At 76.7% G+C, this 24,722-nt stretch carries 4 protein-coding genes; all 4 read left to right on the top strand.

Translation table 11 applies throughout. The features are described 5' to 3' along the window. The first annotated feature begins 12 nt into the window (after nucleotides 1-12). The 4 genes from GLX30_RS34575 (at nucleotide 13) to GLX30_RS35760 (ending at nucleotide 24,717) form a co-directional block, all read left to right on the top strand. Nucleotides 13-3,609: a beta-ketoacyl synthase N-terminal-like domain-containing protein gene (locus GLX30_RS34575; RefSeq protein WP_159682402.1), complete on the top strand. Its 3,597-nt coding sequence runs from the start codon at nucleotides 13-15 to the stop codon at nucleotides 3,607-3,609. A 107-nt stretch (nucleotides 3,610-3,716) separates the two neighbouring features. Beyond that, nucleotides 3,717-15,650 (top strand): amino acid adenylation domain-containing protein, encoded by an 11,934-nt coding sequence (locus GLX30_RS35765; RefSeq protein WP_347879800.1) that lies wholly within the window; start codon nucleotides 3,717-3,719, stop codon nucleotides 15,648-15,650. Then, entirely contained in the window at nucleotides 15,647-16,534 is an 888-nt protein-coding gene (locus GLX30_RS01010; RefSeq protein WP_159682399.1) for a polyketide synthase, read from the top strand. The genes GLX30_RS35765 and GLX30_RS01010 overlap by 4 nt, the downstream gene beginning before the upstream one ends. Further along, complete coding sequence (locus tag GLX30_RS35760) at nucleotides 16,531-24,717, top strand: beta-ketoacyl synthase N-terminal-like domain-containing protein (protein WP_159682397.1); 8,187 nt, start codon at nucleotides 16,531-16,533, stop codon at nucleotides 24,715-24,717. Before GLX30_RS01010 ends, GLX30_RS35760 begins: the two co-directional genes overlap by 4 nt. The last annotated feature ends 5 nt before the right edge of the window (nucleotides 24,718-24,722 follow it).

Here is a 24,722-nt window from a genome sequence, read left to right as displayed (position 1 = left end):
AAGGAAAAGCAGATGACCAGCCAGTCCGTGCTGTCCGTCCCGCGCCTGGGCGAGGGGATCGTCGAGGTGCGCATCGTCCGGCTCCTCAAGCAGCCCGGCGACACGGTCGCCAAGGACGAGGTCGTCTACGAGATGGAACACGACAAGGCAGCCGTCGAGATCGAGTCCCCGACCGCCGGCACCCTCGAGACCTGGCTCGTCACCGAAGGCGACACCGTCGCGATCGGCGCCCCCGTCGCCCGCATCACCCCCGCACCCGCGGCGCAGCCCACCCCCGCACCCGCATCGGGAGCGGACACGACCGCCGCACCGGGACCGGCGGCCGTGCCCGCCGCGGGAGCGTCCGTGCACGGCGTCCCCGGCCGCCCCCGGCCCGCCGGCACCCGCCGCATACCTCCCCGCACCCGCGCCCACGCCCGCCGCCTGGGCATCGACGAGGCCACCCTGCCCTCCATCCCCGCCGCCGGCACCAGCCTCATGCCCGCCGACCTCGAACGCCACCTCGCCGCGACCGCCCCGGCGCCGGCACACCCCACCCCGCCCGCCCCCGCCCCGGACACCGCCTCGGCGGATGCGCCCGCCGAGACCCCGGTGGACGCGGTGGACGCGGGGGACGCCCCGGGACCGGCCGCCCCGGACACCCCGCCCGCCCCGGACACCGCGTCCTCGGCGGATGCGCAGGAGACCGTGGCTGCGGCCGCAGGCCCGGCCGCGGACGGATTCGTGGACGTCGAACAGTCGCCACGCCAGCGCGAGTTGAACCGGGCGCTGCGGGCCTCGCTCGATGCGGTGGTCCCCGCCGCCGTGGCCGGCGTCGTCGCCGAGGACGTCCTGGAACGGGCCCGGCGCGCGCACCAGGGCACCGGGTTCGCCACCGTCTTCCAGGCCTTCGCCCACCTCGCCGCGCACACCGCGGCAGCCGCCCCGGCCCTGCGCTCACGCCGCCTGGACGAAAGACGGCTGCGCGTCCACGACCACGTCGACCTCGGCATCGCCTGCGCCACCGACGACGGCGACCTCACCACCGCCGTGGTGCGCGGCGCCGACACCCTGGACGCCGCCACGTTCGACGCGCGCTACGCGCAGGCCGTCGAGGACGCCCTCACCGGCGCCTCCCGCGCCGACTCGCGCGTCACCCTGATCCTGTCCCACCTCGGCGGGACGGGCGCCACCCTTGCCGTGCCGGTCGTCGTACCGCCCGCCGTGGCCACCTTGTTCCTCGGCGCCGTCGAGGACACCGGCACCACCCCCGTGCGTCGCATGGTCCTCGCCTTCGACCACACCGTGCTCAACGGAAGCGACGCGGCCGCCTACCTCGACGCCCTGCACGACGCGATCCGCCGGGCCGCCGGCCCCGCGCAACTGCCGGACGCCCCCGCCGCCGCGCCACGGCCGGCACCCGACCGGGCGGAGGTGACCGACCGGCTCACCGCCCTCGCCTCCGACATCCTCGGACACCCCGTCGACGCCGAACGGCCCCTGGGCGAACAGGGCCTGGACTCCGCGCGCGCCCTGCGCCTGGTCCGCGACATACGCACCGCCTTCGGCACCGACCTGCCCGCCACCGCCGTCTGGCGCCACCCCACCCTGCGCGACCTGGCCACCGCACTCCCGGCCCCCACCGCACCCGCCCCCGCCCCGGACGCCGCACCCGCCCCCGCCCCGGACGCCGCACCCGCCCCCGTACCGGACCCGGCCCCGGCCGGCGTACCGGCCGCCGTGGTGAACGCCCCGGCCGCGGTGGTCCACGCTCGGACGGACGCCGCCGCGGTGGACAGGCCGGCGGACAAGGCGGACGGGCCGGCGGGCGGGGACGATGTCGCCGTCATCGGGATGGCCGTACGCGTGCCCGGCGCCGACGACGTCGACGCCTTCTGGTCGCTGCTCGCCGCCGGCGAGTGCCGGATCGACGACGTGCCGCCCGGCCGCCTCGCCGGAGCGGTGCCCGAAGGGCTGCGGGCCGCACTGCTGGAGGGGACCGACCTCTTCGACGCCGCGTTCTTCGACATGACACCACGCCAGGCCGCCTCCATGGACCCCCAGCAGCGGGCCCTGCTCGAACTGAGCTGGCACGCCCTCGAACACGCCGGCCTCAGCCCCGACACCCTCGCCGGGACCGGCGTCGGCGTCTACGCCGCCGCCTGCAGCTACGACTACCGCGAACAGCTGGTCCAGCACGACGCGGCCGCCGACGGCTACGCCACCACCGGCACCTTCCCCGCCTTCCTCGCCAACCGCGTCTCCCACCTCTACGACTTCACCGGCCCCAGCATCACCCTCGACACCGCCTGCTCGGGCGCCCTGACCGCCCTCAGCCTCGCCGAGGCCGCGATCCGCGCCGGCACCTGCGAGATCGCCCTGGCCGGCGCCGCGAACCTGATCAGCAACGGCTTCAACGCCCGCGCCTACCGCACCGCCGGCATGCTCTCCCCGCAGGGCACCAGCAAAGTCTTCGACCAGGGCGCCGACGGCTTCGTCCGGGGAGAGGGCGCCGGCTGGGTCGTGCTGAAATCGCTGCGCCGCGCCGTCGCCGACGGCGACCCGGTCCTGGCCGTCGTCCGCGCCGGCGCCGTCAACCACGGCGGGCGGGCCGCCTCGCTGACCGCCCCCAGCCCCAAGGCCCAGAGCGCCCTGATCCGCGGCGCGCTCCAAAGGGCCGGTCTCGACGCCGCCGACCTCGGCTTCCTCGAGGCACACGGCACCGGCACCCCGCTGGGCGACCCCATCGAACTCGACGCCGTACGCGAGGTGCTGGACCACGACCCGCAGGGCATGCCCCGGCAGGCCGCCGGACCCGGCGGCCGTCTGTGGGTCGGCTCGGCCAAGGCCAACATCGGCCACCTCGAAGGCGCTTCGGGACTCGCCGGACTCGTCAAGGCCGTCCAGGTGCTGCGCCACCGGCTCATCCCCGCCACCCCCGGCTTCACCCGCCTCAACCCGCACATCGCCCTCGAGGACACCCCGCTCGCCGTCGCCGAGCACGCGGTGCCCTGGCCCGCCGAACCCGGCCGGGCACCACGGCGGGCGGCGGTCAGCGCGTTCGGGTTCGGCGGCAGCAACGCCCACGTCGTCCTGGAGGAAGCACCGCCGGCCACCCGCCCCGCCCCGGCCCCCGACCGGGGCGCCGTCCCGCGGGTGGTGCCGCTGTCGGCCGCCACCCCCACCGCCCTGGCCCGTCTCGCCGAAGGCATCGCACGCCTGGCCGCCCGCGACGACGCACCCCCGCTCGACGCCCTGGCCTGGACCCTGCAGAGCGGCCGCCGCCACCTCGCCCACCGGGCCGCCTTCAGCGTCACCGACCTGACCCAACTCGCCGAACAGGCCCACCGCTTCGCCACCGACGGCCACCGACCCCGGCCCGCCGACCCCCGGCTGCGCGACTGGCTCGACGGCCGCACCCTCACCGCCGCCGACTGGGCCGCACAGTGGCCCCAGGGCACCCCGCCCCGCCGGGTCCCACTGGTGCCCTACCCCTTCGACCGGCAGTCCTACTGGCTGCCCACCCCGCCCCCCTGCCCCGCCCCGCCGCCCTGTCCACGCAGCCCACCCCCGCGCCCGACGAGGCACCCGGCACGCCCCACTACACCCTCGACGACGGGCACCCGCTGACGCGCCACCGCGTCGGCGGCCGCACCGTACTGCCCGGCGCCGCCCTGATCGACGCCCTCGCCGACGGCGGACCCGTCGCCCTGAGCCGCCTGCGGCTGCTGCGGCCCGTGCCCGTACCGGCCGGCAGCACCGTGCACCTGACCCGCACCACCTCCGCCGACGCCGGGACGCGCCTGCACCTGGAGCACGACGGCCGGATCTGCGCCACCGCCGTCCCCACCACCGCGCCCGCCGCCGCCCCCCGGGAGGCCGACACCGCCGACGGACCGGGCCGGGACGTCGACCTCGACGCCGTCCTGACCCGCAACAGCGTCGAAGTGGGCCCCGTCTACCGGCTGCTGCACGACGTGCGCCGCACCGGCGCCCGTGCCACCGCACGGATCACCGCCCCCACCGGCACCGACCCGCGCACCCGCCGCGTGGCCTGGCTGGACGCCGCCCTGCAGACCTCGTGCGCCCTGCTGGACGGTGAAGGACCCCGCGTGGCCGCCGCCGCCGACCACATCGAGTGGAGCGGCCACATCCCGCCCACCGCGCAGCTCACCGTCCACCGGGTCGGCGCCGGCCCGACCCACACGGTCCTCGACCTGCAGGCCACCGACCCCGACGGCACCCCCGTCCTGCGGGTCACCGGACTGCGCCTGCACCCCGCCGCCCCCACCCCCGGACACGGCCCCGCCGACGAGACGGCGCCGGGCACCGCTTCCGGCCGGACGGCGGCAGCCCGCGCAACGACACCGGCCGGCAGCGAACTCGCGGACGAGGCCCACGCACAGGCCGTCGCCGACGCCGTCGCCTCCCTGCGCGTCCTCGTACCCGAATGGGACACCCCCGCACCGCAGCCTGCCCCCGCACCGCAGCCCGCCGCCGCGCCGGCTCCCGTGCCGTCCGCCTCCGGCGTGCCCGCCGGGCCCGGCGTACGGGTCCTCGCCCCGCAGTGGATGCCCGAGCCGCCGACCGCGCCGCACGACGGCCCCGGCACCCCGCTCCTGCTCGTCCACGACGACACCAGCACCCACCTCGCCGACCTCGCCGACCCCACCAGGGCCGCAGCCGGGGTCGTGCGGTGCGCGCTGAGCGGCGGACGGCTCGACGCGGACGCCTTCACCCGGGCCCTGCACAGCCTCGACAGCGGGCAGCCGCCGCACGTCGCGCTGCTGGTCGACGGCTCGTCCTGGAGCGAGGACCGCACCGGCGCCCTGGCCCTGCGCGGCTGGCTCCAAACACTGCTGACGGCCGGTCAGGTCCTGGCCCGCGGCGACCGCCCGGCACGCATCACCCTGATCACCACCGGCCTCGCCGCACCCGTGGCCGGCGCCCCGCAGCCGGGCGCCGCCCCGCAGCCGGGCGCCGCCCTGCAGGGCGCCCTCCTGGGAGCCCTGCGCACCCTGCCGCGCGAAGCCGGCCACCTCACCTGCGCGGCCGTCGACCTGGACGGCGCACCCGCACCCGGCGACCTGGCCGCAGCGCTGCGCGAACCGTGCGCGGACACCGTCGCGCTGACCGCCCTGCGCGACGGCCGGCGCCTGCGCCAGGTGTACACCGAACAGGTCGCGCCGCCCGCCGCCGGGCAGCAGGAAGGTTTCGTCCACGGCGGCGGCTACGTCCTGTTCGGCGGCACCGGCGGCATCGGCGCCGCCGTCGCCCGCCACCTGGCCGCCCACTACGGCGCCCGCCTGCTCCTCGTCGGCCGCTCACCGGCCGGCGAGGACACCCGCGCCCTGCTCGCCGACCTCACCGCGGCAGGCGGCCACGCCCGCTACCGCAGCGCCGACATCACCCGGGACGACGACGTCGCCCGCGTCCTCGCCGACTGCCAGGACGCCTACGGCCGCCTCGACGGCATCGTGCACAGCATCGGCTCGGTGAGCGCCGCCCCCCTCGACGAGCTGACCGCCCACGACCTCGACGAGGTCCTGGCGACCAAGGTCAGCGCGGTCGTGAACCTCGCCCGCGCCCTGCGCGCCCACGACCACACCCCGGGCACGCCGCCCCGCTCACTCGTCCTGTTCTCCTCCGTCGCCGGCCTCTTCGGCAGCGCCGGCGGCCTCAACTACGCCGCCGCCAACGCCTTCCTCGGCCACTACGCCGCCGCCACCGACCACGCCGGACTGACCGTCCGCGCCTTCGACTGGGGTCTTTGGCGCGACACCGGCCTCGCCCGCCGCTACAGCGCCCACGTCAGGCGCGAGTACCCCGGCCTCACCGCATTCGACCCGGAAAGGGGAGTGGCCGCCTTGGAAGCGGGCATGTCCGGCAACCGACCTCAGATCGTCGCCGTCGCCGGCGACCCACAACCGCTGCGCCCGCTCACCGCACCCCCCGCCGCCCCCGCACCGGCGGCCGCCGCCGACGACGCGGCGCACCGGCTCGAGGACTACGCCGGCGGTGCGCTCGCCCACCGGATGAGCGAACTGGGACTCACCCCGGCGCTGGCCGCCGACCCCGCCACCACCGTGCACAGCGCCGCCCGCCTGCTGGCGGCCGTCCCCGAGCACCGGCTGCTGCTGGCCGCGGTCCTCGACCTCCTCGCCGGCCGCCACCACGCCGGCCGGCCGGTGCCCCGGCCCGCCGAACTCGCCCGCACCCGCCGGGCACTGCTCGCCGACCACCCCGACCTGGCCGGCCACCTCACCCTCCTGGACCGTGCCCTGGAGTCCTACGGCCCGGTGCTGCGCGGCGACGTGCCCGCCACCGCCGTCCTGTTCCCCGGCGGCGACCTCGGCCCCGTCAGCGCCGTCTACAGCGGCAACCAGCTCTTCGACCCGGTCAACACCGCCGCCGCGCACGCCCTGGCCGACGCCGCCGCCCACGTGCCCGACACCGCCCGCATCCTGGAGATCGGCGCCGGCGTGGGCGGCACGACCGCCGCCGCGCTCGACGCCCTCGACGCCCGCGGCGTCACCCGCTTCGAGTACGTGTACACGGACCTGTCACCGGCCTTCCTGCAGCACGGCCGCCGCCGCTTCGGCGACCGGATCACCCCCCGGCTGCTGGACATCGAGAAGAACCCCCGCACCCAGCAGCTCGCCGCGCACACCTTCGACCTGGTCGTGGCGAGCAACGTGCTGCACGCCACCCGCGACCTGTCCCGCACCCTCGCCCACATCGAGGAACTCCTCGCCCCCGGCGGGCGGCTGCTGCTCGTCGAGATGGTCGCCCCCGCCGCCGTCTACACCCTCACCTTCGGCCTCACCGACGGCTGGTGGCGCTACGTCGACACCGACCGGCGCATGCCCCACGGCCCGCTGCTGGACGTGGCACGCTGGCGCTCGCTGCTCACGGCGCGCGGCTGGAGCCTGACGGACACCGCCCACCTGCGTGACGCGCCCGGCTGCGTCGCCCTGCTCACCTGCCGGCCGCCCGCCGCCGGCACCGACCGCACCGAGGAGATCGCCGAGGGGCTGCGCCGGATCGTGCGCGACCTGCTCGGCGACCCGTCGGCCACCGTCCCCGGCTATCTGCCCTGGCAGGAACTGGGCATCGACTCGCTCCTCAACATGGAACTGGTCCAGGCCGTCTCCCGCAGCCACGGCCCGGTACCCGCGACCACCCTGTTCGAGCACCGCACGGTCGACGACCTCGCCCGGATGCTCGCCCGCCGCACCGCCCCGGACACCACCACACCCCACGAGGACACCACCCGCCCCGGCCCCCGCCCCCTCGGCGACACCCCGCACGACGACACCCCGTACGACGACACCGGGGGCGACGACATGCGGCACGTCGACGCCGGGGCCGAGGACGGTGCGTGGGCGCGAACCGTGGCCCAGCTAATCGCCCTGGTCGCCGAACTCACCGCCCAGGACGCCGCCCTGCTCGACGCGGACAGCGACTTCCCCGCCCTGGGGGTCGACTCGCTGCTCCACGAGGAACTCACCCAGCGGCTGCGCGAGATGTTCCCCGACCGGCCGGTGCCCGCCACCCTGATCTTCGAACACCCCACCCCCCGCGCCCTGGCCCGCCACCTCGCCCCCGCACCCACCGCACCCACCGCACCACCCGCACCGCCCGCCCGGCCGGCGCCGCCCGCCCGGAACGCGGTGCCCGCCGCACCCGTGACCGCCCGGGCCGACCTGCCCGCCGCACCGCTCACCACCGCCCCCGCCGTCCCTTCCGCGCCGCCGGCCGGGACGCCGGCCCCCGCGCCCGGCGCGGCGATCGCCGTCGTCGGGCTCGCCGGCCGCTACCCCGGCGCGAAGGACCTCGACGCCTTCTGGGACCTGCTGAGTTCGGGCAGCACCCCCGTACGCGAAGTGCCCGCCGAGCGCTGGGACTGGCGCACCGCCCGCACCGCCGGCGGCGGCTACGCCCGCTACGGCTGCTTCCTCGACGACATCGACACCTTCGATGCGGCCCTGTTCCGGATCACCCCCAGGGACGCGTCCCTGATGGACCCGCAGGAGCGGCTGTTCCTCGAAGTGGCCCGCGAGGCGTTCGAACACGCCGGCTACGCCCGCCCCACCCTGACCGGCCGTCACGGCGGCCCGCGGGTGGGCGTGTTCGCCGGCGTCACCGCCAACAGCCACCTGCTGGCCCAGCACGACGCCCGCACCGCCGGCGCCGACAACCCCGAGTACGCGGTCACCGCCGCCGCCTCCGTCGCCAACCGCGTCTCCCACGCCTTCGACCTCAGCGGCCCGAGCCTGAGCGTCGACACCATGTGCTCGTCCTCGCTGACCGCGCTGCACCTCGCGTGCCGCGCCCTGCGCGACGGCGAGGCCGACCTCGCCCTGGCCGGGGGAGTCAACCTCTACCTGCACCCCGACCGGTTCACCGGCCTGTGCGCGCTCGGCATGCCCTCCCGCGGCGACCGCACCCGCAGCTTCGGCGCGGGCGGCGACGGCTTCGTGCCCGGCGAAGGCGCCGGCGCGGTCGTCCTCAAACGCCTGGACCGCGCCGAAGCGGACGGCGACACCATCCACGCCGTCATCCGCGGCACCGGCCTCAACCACGGCGGCGGCACCGGCGGCTACACCGTCCCCAACCCCCGCGCCCAGGCCGCCCTCATCGACGCCACCCTCAAGGACGCCGGCCTCGATGCGGCCGGCATCGGCTACCTCGAGGCCCACGGCACCGGCACCGAACTCGGCGACCCCGTCGAACTGCGCGCCCTGGCCCTGGCGTTCGCGCCCTCCCGGCCCGCCCGGGAACCGCTGCGCATCGGCTCCGTCAAGTCGAACATCGGCCACACGGAGGCCGCCGCCGGCATCGCCGGACTGACCAAGGCGATCCTCCAACTGCGCCACCACCGCTTCGTGCCCACCCTCAACGCCGAACAGCTCAACCCCAAACTCGACCTGGACGACGCCGCCCTGCACATCCAGCGCGCCACCGAACCCTGGAACGGTGAACGGCCGCGCCGCTGCGCCGTCAGCTCCTTCGGCGCCGGCGGCGCAGGCGCCCACGCCGTCCTGGAGGAGTACCGGACGCCGCCGCCGCAGCCCGCCGGCACCCCCGTTCCGGTGCTCGTGCCGCTCGCCGCGCCGGACGCCGACCGGCTGCGCACCGTCGCCCGCCGGCTCGCCGACACCGTCGACGCCGCCACCGCCACACTCGCCGACATCGCCCACACCCTGGCCACCGGCCGTGACGTGGGTCCCCACCGCGCCGCCGTCACCGCCCACGACCACGCCGAACTGCGCGCCGCGCTGCGCGCCCTGGCCGAGGACACCTCCCACCCGGCCCTCACCACCGCCGACCGTCCCGGCCCCGACACACCCGGCGACGCCGGCGAGTACGAGGGCGACGGCGGGCACGGTGCCGCGCGGGCCTGGGTCACGCACGGCACCTACCGGGCCCCCGCGGGCCCGGCACGGCGGGTGCCGCTGCCCCCCACCCCCTTCGCCCGCATCCCCTGCACCGTCCCCGGCGCCGGCCGCCCGGCGGCCGAGCGGCCCTCCGCCATGCCGCTCACCGACACCGTCCGCGTGCCCGCCGCCCGCACCGTCACCGCCCGCCTCGGCGGCGCCTCACGCTGGGTCCGCGACCACGTCGTCGACGAACAGATGCTGCTGCCCGGCGCGTTCCACCCCGAACTCGTCCACGAAGCGCTGATCGCCGCCGACGAGAACCCCTACCGCACCGAGATCTGCGACCTCGCCTGGCCCCGGCCCGCCACCGGGCTGCCCATGACCGTCACCACCCACCTCGAAGAACCCGACACCCACGGCGAGCGCCGCTTCACCACCACCGTCGAGGGCACCGTCGTCGCCCAGGGCACCACCCGGCCCCGGCCGGCCGCCGGCGCCACCGCCCCCCTGCGCCCCCACCTCGTCTACCGGCCCGCCGACCTCGACGCCCGCCTGGAAGGCCACGACACCGGCACCGACGCCTTCTACCAGGCCTTCGCCGCCCACCACTTCACCTACGGGCCGCTGTACCGCACCGTACGGCGGGCCGCCGTGCACGGCGAGGAGACCACCGCCGAACTGCGCCTGCCACCGGGCGAGGACACGGACGGACGCCATGTGCTGCACCCCGCCCTCCTCGACGGCGCCTGCCAGAGCGCCGCGTACCTGCTGCTCACCCAGACGCCCGGACCCCGCCGGCTGCGCCCCCTGACCATCGGCCGGCTCACCGTCCACCAGCCCGCCACCACCGGCGCCTACGTCCACACCCGCCGCGTCAGGCGCGACGACGCCGCCGGCGTCCACGTCTTCGACCTGTGCCTGATCGACCCCGGCAACGGCGAGGTCCTCGCCGAGATCGACGGCTTCCGTATCCGCGTGGACACCGTCGCACCGCCCGCCGCCACCACCGCACACCCCGAACCGGCCCCCGCACCGCCCCACCCGGCGCCCGTGCCGCTGGCCGGCTACCGCCTGGGCTGGCACACCGCCCCCGTCGGCGACGACACCCGCGCCGGCACCGACGGACCGCTGTGGCTGATCGGCGACGGCTCCGGCACCCTCGCCGCCCACACCCGCAGCCGCATCCCCGCCGCCGCCCTGCTCGAACCGGGCCCCGGCCTCGACGAGAAGCAGCTCGAACAGACAGCCACCCGCACCGGCACACCGGCGACCGTACTCATCGACCTCACCCACCTCACCCACCCCGACCACCCCGGCCTCGGCACCACCCCGCTGCGCCTCGAACAGACCGCGGCCGCCTGGGAACACTTCACCACCACCGCACTCACCCCCCTGTTCACCCTGCTGCGCACCCTCGTGCGCAGCCGCGCCCTGGACGGCGCCCGCATCCTGCTGGTCACCCGCACCGGCACCGACGGCCACCTCACCCCCCTCGTGCGCGCCCTGCACAGCCTGATGCGCACCGCCGCGGGGGAGACCGGCCGGTTCACGCTGCGGCTGGCCACCCTCGACGCCGCCTGGGCGTCGGCGAACCCGCAGGCCGCCCACACCGCCCTCCTGACGGAGACCGCCGCCGACGACGGCGACTGGACCCGCCTGGGCCCCGCCGGCCTGCGCCGCACCGCCGCCCTCACCCGCGCACCCGAGCCGGCCCCCGCCACCGGCACCACCCTCCTGGACCCGGACGGCACCTACCTGATCACCGGCGGACTGGGCGGACTGGGACGGCACATCGCCGCCGGCATCCTGCACCGGGCCCCCACCGCACGGCTCGTCCTGATCGGCCGCTCCGAACAACCGGACGGGCCGGCCCTCGAGGCCCTGCGCCGCGCCGCCGCCGGCGACGACCGGATCGTCTACCGCCGCTGCGACGCCACCGACCCCCGGCAGGTCGCCGACCTCGCCACCCACCTCGCCGACAGCCGCATCCGCCTGCACGGCGTCGTCCACGCGGCCGGCGTACTGCGTGACCAGTTCCTGCGCGGCAAGACACCCGAAGCGGTCCAGGCCGTGTGCCGCAGCAAAATACTCGGCGCGCTCCACCTCGACGCCGCCCTCGCCGACCACCCGCTGGACTTCTTCGTCCTCGCCTCCTCCCTCGCCTCCCTCGTCGGCAACCAGGGCCAGAGCGACTACGCCTTCGCCAACGGCTTCCTCGACCAGTTCGCCCACCAGCGCGCCCGGTGGGCCGCCCGCGGCCTGCGCCCCGGCCGCACCCTGACCGCCGGCTGGCCCGTCCTCGCCGACGCGGGCACGGCCCCCGCCCCCGACACCCTGCGCTACCTCGAACAGGCCTACGGCCTCAAGCCGGTCGCCACCCGCGACGCGGTGGCCGCCCTGTGGCCCCGGCTCACCGCGGCGACCACCCCCGACACCGCCTACATCGCCCTCGTCGCCGGCGACCACACCGTCTGGGACCGGACCCTGTCCACCACCGCCGCTGAAGAGGCACCCGCCGCCGCGCCCGCGCCCGTCACGGCAGCCACCCCGGCACAAGCCACCCCGGCGCAGGCCACCCCGGCGCAGGCCGCCACGGCGCAGGCCACCGCGGCAGAGGCCGCCACGGCGCCGGCCGCCCTGCGCTGGCTGAGCGAACGCGTCGCCGAGGCCGTCGGCGTACGGCCGGAGGCGATCGACCCCGACGCCCCGCTCACCGACTACGGCGTCGACTCCATCTCCCTGATGCGCCTGAGCCGCATGCTCGAGGACGACCTGGGCCGCATCCCCCTGTCCGTCCTGCTCGACAGCGCAAGCCTGCGGGAACTGACCGACCGTCTGCTCACCGACATGGGCCCGCAGCTGACCGCCGCCGTCACCGCGGACACCGCACCCGCCCCTGCCACCAGGGCCGCCCCGCAAGCACCCGCACCCGCACCCGCAGCCGTGCCCGTGCCCGTGCCCGTGGCCGGTGTCGACGACGAGCGGACCGCCCCGCTGCCCGACCGGCTGGTGGGCATGTGGGCCGCCGACCAGGGTGCCGCACCCCACGCCCCGTACAACATCAGCCTGGCGTGGCGGCTGCCCGCCACCGCCGACCGCGAGGCCCTGCGGGACGCCGTCGCCGCCCTGGTGCGCCGGCACCCGGTGCTCGGCTGCCGCGTACGGCCCCACGACGGCGCCCCCGCCTTCCTCCCCGCCGCCCCGGACACGGCCGCTCTCGTCACCCGCGTGGTCACCGAGGACGCTGTCGGCCAGGCCGTCAGGGACGAGGCGGACCGGCGGCTCGACACCTCCGCCGGGCCGCTGCTGCGCGCCGTCCTGTGGGAGCCGCAGGACAGCGGCGGGCAGGGCCCCGTCCTCCAGCTGACCACCCATCACATCGCCGTCGACGGACGCTCCGCCGAACTGCTCCGCGAGGACCTCGCCGCCCTCTACGCCGCCGCCACGCACGGCGGCCCCGTACCGGAACCCGCCCTCTCCTTCGCCCGCGTGCTGCGCCGCGAGCTCGAGGCCGGCCCGACCGACGCCCAGGAGGACGAGCGGTACTGGACACAGCGGCTGGCCGGCGGCGCGGCCCAGGGCGTGCTGTTCCCCGGCGGCGGGGAGCGGGCCGGGGCCGCGGGAGCGCACCGCGAGTACCGGATGCCGCCCGCCCTGTCGCAGAGCCTCGCCCAGGTCGCGCAGAGCGCCGGCGTGCCGCCGTTCACGGCGCTGCTCGCCACGTTCGCCGCGGCGCTGTCCCGGACCACCGGGCACCGCTCGTTCCTCGTCGCCGTCCCCACCTACGGACGCACCTCGCAAGAGGAGGAGACCGGCGTCGGCTGCTTCGTCAGCACCGTGCCGCTGCGGATCGACATCGATCCCGGCCGGCCGGTCGCCGACTGGCTGAAGGACCTCAACCAGGAGGTGCGCGGCGCGCTCGGGCACGCCCGGCTGCCCTACCCGCGCCTGGTCGAGCTGTGCCGGGCGGCGGGCGGCGAGGACGCCGTGCCCACCGTCACGCTCGCCTACCAGAACTGGCAGCGCCCCGGCGGCGCCCGGACACCGGACGGATGGGAGCCGGTGTACCGGCGCGGGCAGCGCGGGCACTTCGACCTCGGCCTGGAGGTGACCGACACCCTGGCCGGCACGGAGATCCTCGCCAACCACCGCACCGCCGTCCTGGACGCCGCGCAGGTCGACGCCTTCGTCGAGGACCTGCGACGCACGGCGGCCGAACTGGCCCGCCGCCCCGCCACGGTGGGGGAGCTGCTCGACCCCGCGACCGGGACCCTCGTCGGACGCTTCGCGGCCACCGTGCGCCGCTGCGCCCGGGCGACGGCCGTGGAGGACGCGCACGGCAGCCTCAGCTACGCCGAACTCGACGCGCTCTCCGACGACATCGCGCACCGGGTGTCGGAACTGGCCGCGCCCGGTGCCCCCGTCGCCGTACTGATGCACCGCAGCATGCGGCTGCCGGCCGTCCTGCTGGGCATCCTCAAGAGCGGACGCCCCTATGTGCCGCTGGACGACTCCTACCCGAGCGAACGGCTGAAGCTGGTCGTCGGCGACGCGGGATGCGAGGTGGCCGTCGCCGACCGCGAGCTGACCTGGCTGCTGCCGCAGCGGCTGCGGATCGTCGACCCCACCGCCCCCACCTCCCTCGTCGACGCCGGGGCACGGGCGGGGCGGGCGCGGGACGCGGCGGTGTGCACGCCGGACGACCTCGCCTACGTGATGTTCACCTCGGGCAGCACCGGACGGCCCAAGGGCGTCCCGGTCACCCATGCCAACGTCGTGCACACCCTGGAGGCGATCGCCCGTACGGTCGGCATCACGCAGGACGCCCCCGGGCGGCTGCTGGCGGTCACCACCCTCTGCTTCGACATCTCCGTCCTCGAACTGTTCCTCCCGCTCCTGGTCGGCGGCACCGTCGTGATCGCCGAACGCGCGGACGTCATCGACGCCCGCCGGCTGGGCCGGCTGCTCGAGCAGCGGGCCGTCACCGCCATGCAGGCCACCCCCGCCGGCTGGCAGTTGCTCGTGGACGGCGGCTGGAGCGGCCGGCGGGAACTGACCGCACTGTGCGGCGGTGAGGCCCTGCCGCCCAACCTCGCCGCCGCGCTCGCCGAACGCACCGGCAGCCTGTGGAACGTCTACGGCCCCACAGAAGCGACCATCTGGTCCACCATCGGGCCGGTCACGGCCGGCGGCCCCGTCCACCTGGGCGAGCCGGTCGGCGCCACCGACCTGCTCGTCACCGACACCGCCACGACCCGCGAGGCGGCGGTGGGGGAGAGCGGCGAACTGTGGATCGGCGGACCCGGCGTGGCCCGCGGCTACTGGCAGCGGCCGCAGCTGACGGCCGAACGGTTCACCGGCCACCCGCTGCGGCCCGAGGGCGGCGGCCGCTGGTTCCGCACCGGCGATCTCGTACGCCGCGACGCGGAGGGCCGGCTGACCTTCCTCGGCCGGGCCGACAGCCAGGTCAAGGTCCGCGGCCACCGCATGGAACTGGGCGAGATCGAGACCGTGCTGGGCGGCCACCCGGCGCTCGCCCGCGTCGTGGTCACCGTGCACGGCGAGGGCCCCTCCGCCCGGCTGCTGGCCATCGCCGTCCCGCGCGCCGGCACCGCCCTGCCCGACATCGGCGCCCTGCGCGAGTACGCCTCCGCGGCGCTGCCGCCGTGGATGCTGCCCGACCGTCTCGTCGCCGCGGAACAACTCCCGCTCACACCCAACCGCAAGGTCGACCGGCAGGCGGCAGCACGCCTCGCCGACACACCCGCACCCGCATCCGCATCCGCATCCGCATCCGCATCCGCATCCGCATCCGCATCCGCATCCGCATCCGCATCCGCATCCGCATCCGCGCCTGCGCCGGCCCCGGCCGACGCCGTACCCGTAACCGCGCCGGCCCCGGCCGACGCCGCACCCGCACCCGGACCCGATTCGGCATCCGCGCCCGTCGGGCGTGCGGAGATCGCGGACCGGGTCGGCGCCCTGTGGGGGGAGCTCCTCGAACTCGACGACGTACCGGGCAACCGGAGGTTCTTCGACCTGGGTGGCAACTCCCTGCTGCTGGGGCGGCTCTTCGCCCGCCTCGACGACGCCTATCCCGGCGCCGCGCTCGAGCTCGCCGACCTGTTCGCCCGGCCGACCCTCGACGACCTCGTCGGCCTGCTCACCGCCCGCCTGGGCGGCGACACGGGCCCGGCCCCCGCCGACCGGCCGGGAACCGCCCCGGTGCCCGCCCGCCCCTCCCGCCGTGAGCTGCGGCGCGCGTTTCGACTCGGAGACGAACGATGACCACACCGCCCAGCGGCCCCGACCTCGGGCAGGACCCGAACGCCGTCGCCGTCGTCGGCATGGCCTGCCGGTTCGGGCCCGCCACCTCCGTCGAACGGCTGTGGGAACTGCTCGAGCAGCAGCGCACCGGTATCCGCCGCTACAGCGCCGACGAGCTGATCGCCCTCGGCCACGACCCGGCGACCGTGCGGCACGAAGCGTTCGTGCCGGCCGGGGCCGTACTGGAGGACGCCGACGCCTTCGACGCCGAGTTCTTCGGCTACAGCGCCCAGCACGCCGAATGGCTCGACCCCCAGCAGCGGCTGCTGCTGGAGGTCGCCTGGCACGCCTTGGAGGACGCCGGGTTCGCCCCCGACGCCACCGGCCTGCGCACCGGCGTGTACGTCTCCGTCGGCCAGCCCGTCCACCCCCCGGTCCGGATCACCGAACTCGACGCCGCCGGGATGATGCGGTTCTCCTCCACCGACAAGGACTTCGCGGCCGGCCGCATCTCCTACAAACTCGGCCTGACCGGACCGAGCATGAGCGTGCAGTCCGCCTGCTCCAGCACCCTGGTCGGCCTGCACCTGGCCGCCGAGGGCCTCCTCGCGGAGGAGTGCGACCTCGCGGTGGTGGCCGGCGCGTCGCTGCACTTCCCGCAGGCCGGCTACCTCGCCGCCCCCGGCATGATCCTCTCGCCGAGCGGCGAGTGCCGCCCCTTCGACGACACCGCCGACGGCACCGTGTTCGGCAACGGCGGCGGCGCGCTCGTCCTGCGCCGCCTCGCCGACGCGCTGCGCGACGGCGACCCGGTGCGCGCCGTGCTGCGCGGCAGCGCCGTCGGCAACGACGGCGCCCGCAAGATGGACTACCACGCGCCCTCCCCGAGGGGCAGGAGGCGGTGATCCGCGAGGCGCTGGCCGTCGCGGGCGTCGACCCGCACTCGGTGGGCTGCCTGGAGACCCACGGCACCGGCACCCCGATGGGCGACCCGATCGAATTCGCCGCCCTGGAACGGGTCTACGGCGGCGACCGCCCGCACCCGGCGGCCGTCGGCTCGGTCAAGTCCGTCCTCGGCCACCTCAACACCGCCGCCGGCGTCGCCGGTGTCATCAAGGCCGTCCTGGCCCTCGAACACGCCACCGTGCCCCGCCAGGTCCCCTTCACCGCACCCAACCGCGCCCTCGGCGGCACGGGCGGCCTGCGCATCGCCTCCCCGGACACCCCCGCCGACGGCTGGCCGGTGCCCGACGGGCCGCGCCGCGCCGCCGTCAGCTCCTTCGGCATCGGCGGCACCAACGCCCACGCCGTCCTCGAACAGGCCCCGTCCACCACCCACCCGCAACAGCCCCCACACACCGGACAGGCAGGACAGCCCCAACCGGCAGAGCACGCCGGGCAGGACGCCGGCGACGGCCCGGCGCGGTGGGCCCTGCTGTCCGCCCACACCGAGACCGCGCTGCGCACCTGGGCCGGCGCGCTGGCCGGCCCGGCCGGCCGGCTGCCGCTCGCCGACGTCGTGCACACCCTGCGCACCGGCCGCAGCCACCGGCGCGTGCGCTGCGCCCTGTCCGCCGCGACCCCCGGCGAACTCGCCGCCAAACTCCGCGCCCTGGCCGACGGCGGGGACCTGGCCGCCGACGAGGCGCCCAAGGACCTGCACCCCTGGCTCACCGGCCAGGGGCCGCTGCCCGACGCCGGACCGGAGAGCCACCCCGCCCGCCGCGTCCGGCTGCCCGGCTACCCCTTCGCCCGCACCCGCTGGCCCCGCCCCGGCGACGACGGACAGACACGCACCGTGCGGCCCGACGAACCGGTGGCCGCCGACCATGTGGTGGCCGGCCGGCCCGTGCTGCCCGCCGCCGCCCAGCTCGACCTCGCCCTCAGGGCCGCCCGCCGCAGCACCCCCGAGGCCACCGGACTGGCCGACATCGCCTTCCACCGCCCGGTCGAGGTCACCGCCCCGGTGACCCTGCGCACCGTCGCCGACGGCGACACCCTGCGGATCGTCTCCGACCACACCCACACCCAGGCCCGCGTCGTCACCGACCCCGCCGCGCCGCCCGCACCGCTCGATGCGGCCGCCCTGTCCGCCGCCCACCCCGACAGTGCCGAACCGGCCGAGCTGTACCGCTACTTCGAGGACAACGGCGTCTGCTACGGCCCCGCCTTCCAGGTGCTGCGCGAACTGCGGCACGGCCCCGGCGGCGCCCTCGCCAGGGTCGCCGCGACCGCGGCCGCCCCCGCCGACGCCGACGGGCAGATCCTGTCGCCGTACGTCCTCGACGGAGCCCTGCAGACCGTGATCGGCTGCGTGCTGCGTGAGGACCTCGGCGGGCAGACGTTCATCCCGTTCGCCGTCGACGCGCTGAGCGTCCACGGCCCGCTGCCCGACGAGGTGTGGGTGCAGGTACGCCCGCGGCGCCTGGCCGGCGGCGGCCGCCAGGTCCGCAAGTACGACGTGACGGTCGGCGCACCGGACGGCACACCGGCCCTCACCCTCACCGGACTTGCCCTGCGCCCCACCGGACCCGCACCCGCCGCTTCCGCCGGGCCTGCCGCCTCCGTCGCTTCCGCCGGGCCTGCCGGGTCCGTCGCTTCCGCCGGTTCGGTGCCGGTCGTCCCCCAACTGCCGGCCGGGGTGCACCTGTTCACGCCCGCCGATGTGCCCCTCGCCCCTGATACCGACCCGGCCGCCGGGTCGGCCGGGTGGGGCGGGCCGCTCGTCGTCATCGGTGAGGCCCCCCTGGAGGGTGCCGACCTGCGCCTGCCCGACCCGCCCGACGCCGGCGCCGCCGCCGCCACCGGCGCGGACCTCGCCGCACGCCTGCCCGACGGCGGCGTGCCGGTCATCGTGTGGCCGCTGTCGGCCACCACCCCCGCCCCCGGCCCGGGATCGGACGCGCTGCGCGTGCTGGCCCTGCTGCGCGCCCTGTTGGGTCCGCTCGCCAGGCGCGGCGCCCGGATCGTCGTCCCCCACCCCGCGGGCGCCTTCGACGACGCGGCCGCCGTCACCGGCAGCGGCCTGGCCGCCCTGGGCCGTTCACTCGCCGGGGAGAACCCGCGCTTCCACCTCACCGCCCTGGCCCTCGACCCCGGCACCACACCCGCCGCCCTGACCCGCGCCGTGCGGGCAGCGGCAGCCCACCCGCCCGCCGCACACAGGCTGATCACCGGTCACCAAGGCGCCCTCGCCGAGCCGGTGCTGCGCCCCCTGACCGTCCCGGCACCCGCCGGCCCGGCGTTCCGCCACGGCGGCCGCTACTGGATCAACGGCATGGGAGCCCTGGCCGCGCTGCTGGCCGGCCACCTCGCCGACACCTACGCCGCGCACATCGTCGTCACCGGCCGCTCCCCGGCCGAGGGCGGACGCGCCGCCGAGATCGCCCGCCTGTCCCGGCGCGCGGCCCGCACCGGCGGCTCCGTGACCTACCACCGGCTCGACAGCACCGACGCGGCGGCCGTGCGGGCCCTCGCCGACCGCCTGCACGGCGAGGGCACCGTCCACGGCGTCCTGCACTGCGCCGGCACACTGCGCGACTCCTTCGTCCTGCGCAAGGACAGCGCCGACGCCGACGCCGTGATCGCCGCCAAACTCGCCTCGGCCGCCGCACTGGACGAGGCCACCGCCCACTGGCCGCTGGACTGCTTCGTCGTCTACTCGTCCGTCTCCGGCGCCCTCGGCAGCCCCGGCCAGGCCGACTACGCCTTCGCCAACGCCGCCGCCGACGAACTGCTCACCCGCCGCGCCCGCCGCGTCACCTCCGGCACCCGGCACGGGCGTTCGCTCTCCATCGCCTGGCCCTACTGGACCGACGGCTCCATGCGCACCGGCGGCGACGCCGACCAGATCCTCGGCGCGTTCGGCATGCGCCCGATGCCGGCCGACGTGGGCCTGGCCGTCCTCGAGACGCTCCTCGGCGCCCCGAAGGACCAGGCCCCCGCACCCGCGCCCGTCGTCCTGTACGGGGACCTGCCCCAACTGCGCACCTCCTTCCCCCTCCTGACCGGCCCCGAGCCCACACCGGCCCCGGCCGCACAGGCTCCGACCGCCCAGGCTCCGGCGGTCCCGGCCGCGCAGGCCGGGCCCGTGGATGCCGGGGCTGCCGCGGCCGCCGGGGCGGGGGCGCTGGAGGACCGGCTGCGGGCCGCCGTCGCCGAGGCCACCCGTACCCCCGTCGCCGACGTGACCCCCGACAGGCCCTTCGACGACCTCGGCATCGACTCGCTGCTCGCCATCCGCGTCGTCGAACTGCTGGAGAAGGACTTCGGCCGGCTCTCCAAGACGCTGCTCTTCGAATGCCGTTCGGTCGCCGAACTCACCGAGCACCTCCTCGAGGAGTTCCCCGAGCGGTGCGCCGAGCTCACCGGCACCACCACCGCAGCCGCCACCACCGGCACCGGAACGGCCACCACCGGAACCGCCGGTACCGGGCCGGTCACCGCGCCCGCCGACCCGCCGCTTCCGGCGGAGGAGCCGCCCGCGTCCTCCACCGCCCCGCTGGACACCACGCCCGCGCCCGCCTCGCCGGCCGGTGCCACCGGACAGGACGAACTGCCCGGCGGCAGCGGGGACATCGACCCGCGGGCCGTGGCGATCATCGGCGTCGCCGGACGTTTCCCCGAGGCCGAGGGCCTGGACGAACTGTGGGCCAACCTCCTCGCCGGACGCGACAGCATCACCGAGGTGCCGCGCGAACGCTGGGACGCCGAGGCCCTCTACGACCCCGACCGCTCACGCGTGGACCGCACCTACACCAAGTGGGGCGGCTTCCTTCAGGGCGTGGAGAACTTCGACGCACCGCTGTTCAGCATCTCGCCCCGCGAGGCCGGCACCGTCGACCCGCAGGCCCGGCTCTTCCTGGAGGCATGCTGGGCCGCGCTGGACGATGCCGGATACACCCCCGACACCCTCGTGAACACCGGCGACCCCGTGCACCGCAAGGACGTCGGCGTGTTCGTCGGCGCCATGTACGGCGAGTACCAGCTGCACGAGGCGGAGGAGCGGCTGCGCGGCAACCCGGTCCTGGCCAACAGCGCCTATTGGTCCATCGCCAACCGTGTCTCGTACTTCTTCGACTTCCAGGGCCCCAGCACGGCCGTCGACACCGCCTGCTCCTCGGCGCTCACCGCGATCCACCTGGCGGTGGAGTCGCTGCGCGCCGGCAGTTCGAAGGTCGCCGTCGCCGGCGGCGTCAACGTCCTGATCCACCCCAACAAGTACTTCATGCTCGGCCAGGGCAGGTTCGCCGCAGGCGACGGACGCTGCCGCAGCTTCGGCGCGGGCGGCGACGGCTACGTCCCCGGCGAGGGAGTCGGCGCGTTCGTGCTCAAACCCCTCGGCGACGCACTGCGCGACGGCGACCACATCCACGCCGTCATCCGCGGCACCGCCGCCAACCACGGCGGCCGCACCAACGGCTACACCGTGCCCAACCCGCGCGCCCAGGCCGACCTGGTCACCAAGGCGCTGCGCGACGCGGGCCTGGCGGCCGGCGATCTCGACTACGTCGAGGCGCACGGCACCGGCACCGCACTCGGCGACCCCATCGAGATCCGCGGCCTGGTCTCCGCGTTCGCCCGCGACGGCGTCAAGGGCCCCGGCGACCTGCCGATCGGGTCCGTGAAGTCGAACGTCGGCCACCTGGAGTCGGCGGCCGGCGCGGTGGCGCTGGCGAAGGTCCTGCTGCAGATGCGGCACCGCACCCTGGTGCCCTCCCTGCACGCCACCCCCGCCAACCCCGAGATCGACTTCGGCCGGGTCCCGTTCACCGTGCAGCAGAGCACCGCACCGTGGCACACCCGCGACGGGTCACCACGCCCGCTGCGGGCGGGCATCAGCTCCTTCGGCGCCGGCGGCGCCAACGCGCACATCGTCGTCGAGTCCCCGCCCCCCACCGCGCCCCGCCCGCCGAGCGGGCCCCAGCAGGTCGTGGTGTTCCTGTCCGCCCGCACCGACCAGGCCCTCACCGACACCGCACGCCGCCTGCACCGCCACCTCACCGGCGCCCGCGCCTCCGGCCAGGAGCCGCGCCTGGCCGACATCGCCCACACCCACGCCGTCGGACGCCCCGCCCTGGAACGCCGGGCCGCCCTCGCCGCCGACTCCCTCGACGCACTGCTCGCCTCCCTCGAAGCCCTCGCGGCGGGCCGCCCCCGCCCCTGGCGGCGCACCGAGGCCGCCGCCGACGACCCGGTACGGGTGTGGCTCGACGGAGGCCGCATCGACCGCGCCACGGTCAGCGGCGCCGGGCCCGGTGCCCGCCGCATCCCGCTGCCGCACTACCCCTTCGAACGCATCCGCTGCTGGTACGACCTGCAGATCGAGCACCTCCACCACAAGGGCCTGGGCACCGTCACGGGCGAACCGGCCCTGTCCCGCCCCCACCTGCGCGACTTCGGCCGCCCCCACACACCGGACCCCGCACCGGAGCCGGCGACCGCGCCGGAACCCGCGCCCGTGCCGCGCCGTGCACCGGAACCCGCGTCCGTGCCGCGCCGTGCACCGGAACCCGCGCCCGTGCCGCGCCGTGCACCGGAGCCCGCGGCCCCCCCCGCTCCCGCCCTCGCCCTCGTGCCCCGCCCGGCCCCGGCACCCTCGCCGGCGGCGGGCCCCGTGCCGCTGCCCGCGACCGACCGGCCCGACCCACAGGAGATTCCACCCATGACCCGTGACCGCAAGATCTCCCTCCGGCCGCTGGGCACGGCGCCCGCCCCGGCCCCGGCGCACGCGGCGGCGCCCGCCCCGGCCCCCGCCCCGGCCCCGGCCCCCGCCGCACCCGTCGCCCCGGTCGCTGTCGTGGTCGACCCGGCGACGGCGGACCGGGTCGCCGAGGAGGTCGGCGACGTGCTCGCCGGGGTGCTCTACATGGAGCCCGCCGATCTCGACCCGGAGCAGAGCTTCCAGATGCTCGGCGTCGACTCGATCCTCAGCGTCGAGTTCATCGCCCTGGTCAACGCCAAGTACGCCACCGACATCAAGGCCACCGAGCTGTACGACCACCCGACGCCGGCCGCGTTCGCCCGCCATGTCGCCGCGACGCTGGGCGGCACCCCACCCCCCGCCCCGGCCCCCACGCGACCACCCCCGCCCCGGCGGCCCCTGCCCCGGTGGCCCCGGCCGTGCCCGCCCCCGCATCGGTGGCGCCGGCTCCGGCACCGGTGGCCCCGGCGGGGGAGCGGACGGCGGCCGTCCTGGAGACCCTGCGCGAGCAGCTGGCCCAGACCCTGTACTGCGACGTGTGGGACATCGACACCGACGCCACGTTCAACAGCCTGGGCCTGGACTCGATCCTCGGCGTCGAGTTCGTCGCGTTCCTCAACAACGCCTACGGCCTCGACGAGAAGGCCGGCGTCCTCTACGACCACCCGAGCCTGGCCGCCCTCGCCGCCCACATCACCTCCCGCACCACCCCCCAGACGGCCGGCGCCGTCCCGGCCGGCGCCGTCCCGGCCGGCAGCGTCAGCGCGGCCGACCTCGACGCGCTGCTGGCCGCCGTACGCGACAACCGGCTCACCGTCGAGCAGGCCCTTGCCCTGCTGCCCCAGCACACCTGAGAGGACGACCACAGACCATGACAGAGGAAGAGATCTTCGCCGTCATCCGCGCCCAGATCGTCGACGTACTGCCCGAGACGGCCGGCCTCGACATCACCCTCGACCACAGCATGCGCGACCTCGGCGCCAACTCCATCGACCGCATGGACGTGGTGATCGCGGCCCAGGACGAGCTCGGCATCACCGTGCCGGGCGCGGCCCTGACCCGGGCCGAGGACCTGCGTTCCCTCGTCGCCGTCTTCCGCTCGCACCTGAGCACCCACGCGTGAGAGCGCTGCCCGGCCCCGTGGCCGTCACCGCCGCCGCGGTCCTCACCCCGCTCGCCGAGGACCTGGACGGCTTCACCGCCGCCCTGCTCGCCGGCCGCAGCGCGGTGACCCTCGGCGGCGAGGACACCGCCCTGCCCGTCGCCGCCCTCGACGGCTTCGACCTGGCCGCCTGGGCCGACCGGCACCTGCCCGGGGAAGACGCCACCGCGGCCCGGCTGCGCAAGGTCGCCGGCCGGGCCGCGCTGCCCGCCCGCACCGCCGCCTGCGTCGCGCTGCGCGCCGTGCGCGACGCGCGGCTGACCGGGGAGCAACTCGCCGACGGCACCGCGCTGATCGTCGCCGGCAGCAACCTCGCCCTCGCCCACCAGGCGGCAACCGTCCTGGGCCACGACCGGGCCCCCGGCCGGCTGCGCGCCTCCTACGCGCTGACCCACCTCGACGTGGACACGGTCGGCGCGGTCAGCGAGCTCACCGGCATCCGCGGCGAGGGCTGGGCGCTGGGCGGCGCGTCGGCCAGCGGCACCCTCGCCCTCGTCCAGGCCGCCCGCACCGTCGCCGCCGGCTGGGCAGAACGCGTCCTGGTCGTCGCCCCGGTCGCCGAACTGTCCCCGGTGGAGACAGAGGCGCTGCGCCGCACCGGCGCGATGGCCCACGAGCACTTCCGTGACGAACCCGCCCGCATGTGCCGGCCCTTCGACGCCGCACGCCAGGGCTTCGTCCGCGGCGAGGGGGCCGCCGCGCTCGTCCTGGAGAACCCGCACGCGGCCCGCCGCCGCGACGCCCCGGTCCTGGCCGAGATCACCGGGCACGGCCAGCGCCTGGACGCCCGGCGCGGCACCGAACCCGACGCCGACGGCCAGGCGGCCGCCATGCACGCGGCCCTGGCCACCGCCGGTCTCGAGCCCGCCGACATCGACTACGTCAACGCGCACGGCACCGGCTCCGTCCTGGGCGACACCACGGAAGCGGCCTCCCTCACCACGGTGTTCGGCGCCCGCACCTCGCTGCGCGTCAACTCCACCAAACCGCTGACCGGTCACTGCCTGTCGGCGGCCGGCCTGATCGAGGCCGCCGCCACCGTCGCGCAACTGCGGGCGGGCACCGTGCACCCCAACGTGAACCTGGAACAGCCCGACACCGCCGTGCCGCTGGCCGGCCGCACCGCCGAACACCTGCCGCTGCGCACCGCGCTCAGCAACAGCTTCGCCTTCGGCGGCATCAACGCCTCCGTGGTGATCCGCCTCCCCGAACCCCGGCCCTGAAAACA

Origin of the sequence: Streptomyces sp. Tu 2975, assembly GCF_009832925.1 — a bacterium.
Lineage (GTDB): Bacteria > Actinomycetota > Actinomycetes > Streptomycetales > Streptomycetaceae > Streptomyces.
This window is presented reverse-complemented; position numbering and strand designations above follow the sequence as displayed.

Bases quoted from the DNA above. Each gene is read 5' to 3' on its own strand.
- GLX30_RS34575 (WP_159682402.1), top strand. From the start codon at position 13: ATGACCAGCCAGTCCGTGCTGTCCGTCCCGCGCCTGGGCGAGGGGATC.
- GLX30_RS01010 (WP_159682399.1), top strand. From the start codon at position 15,647: ATGACCACACCGCCCAGCGGCCCCGACCTCGGGCAGGACCCGAACGCC.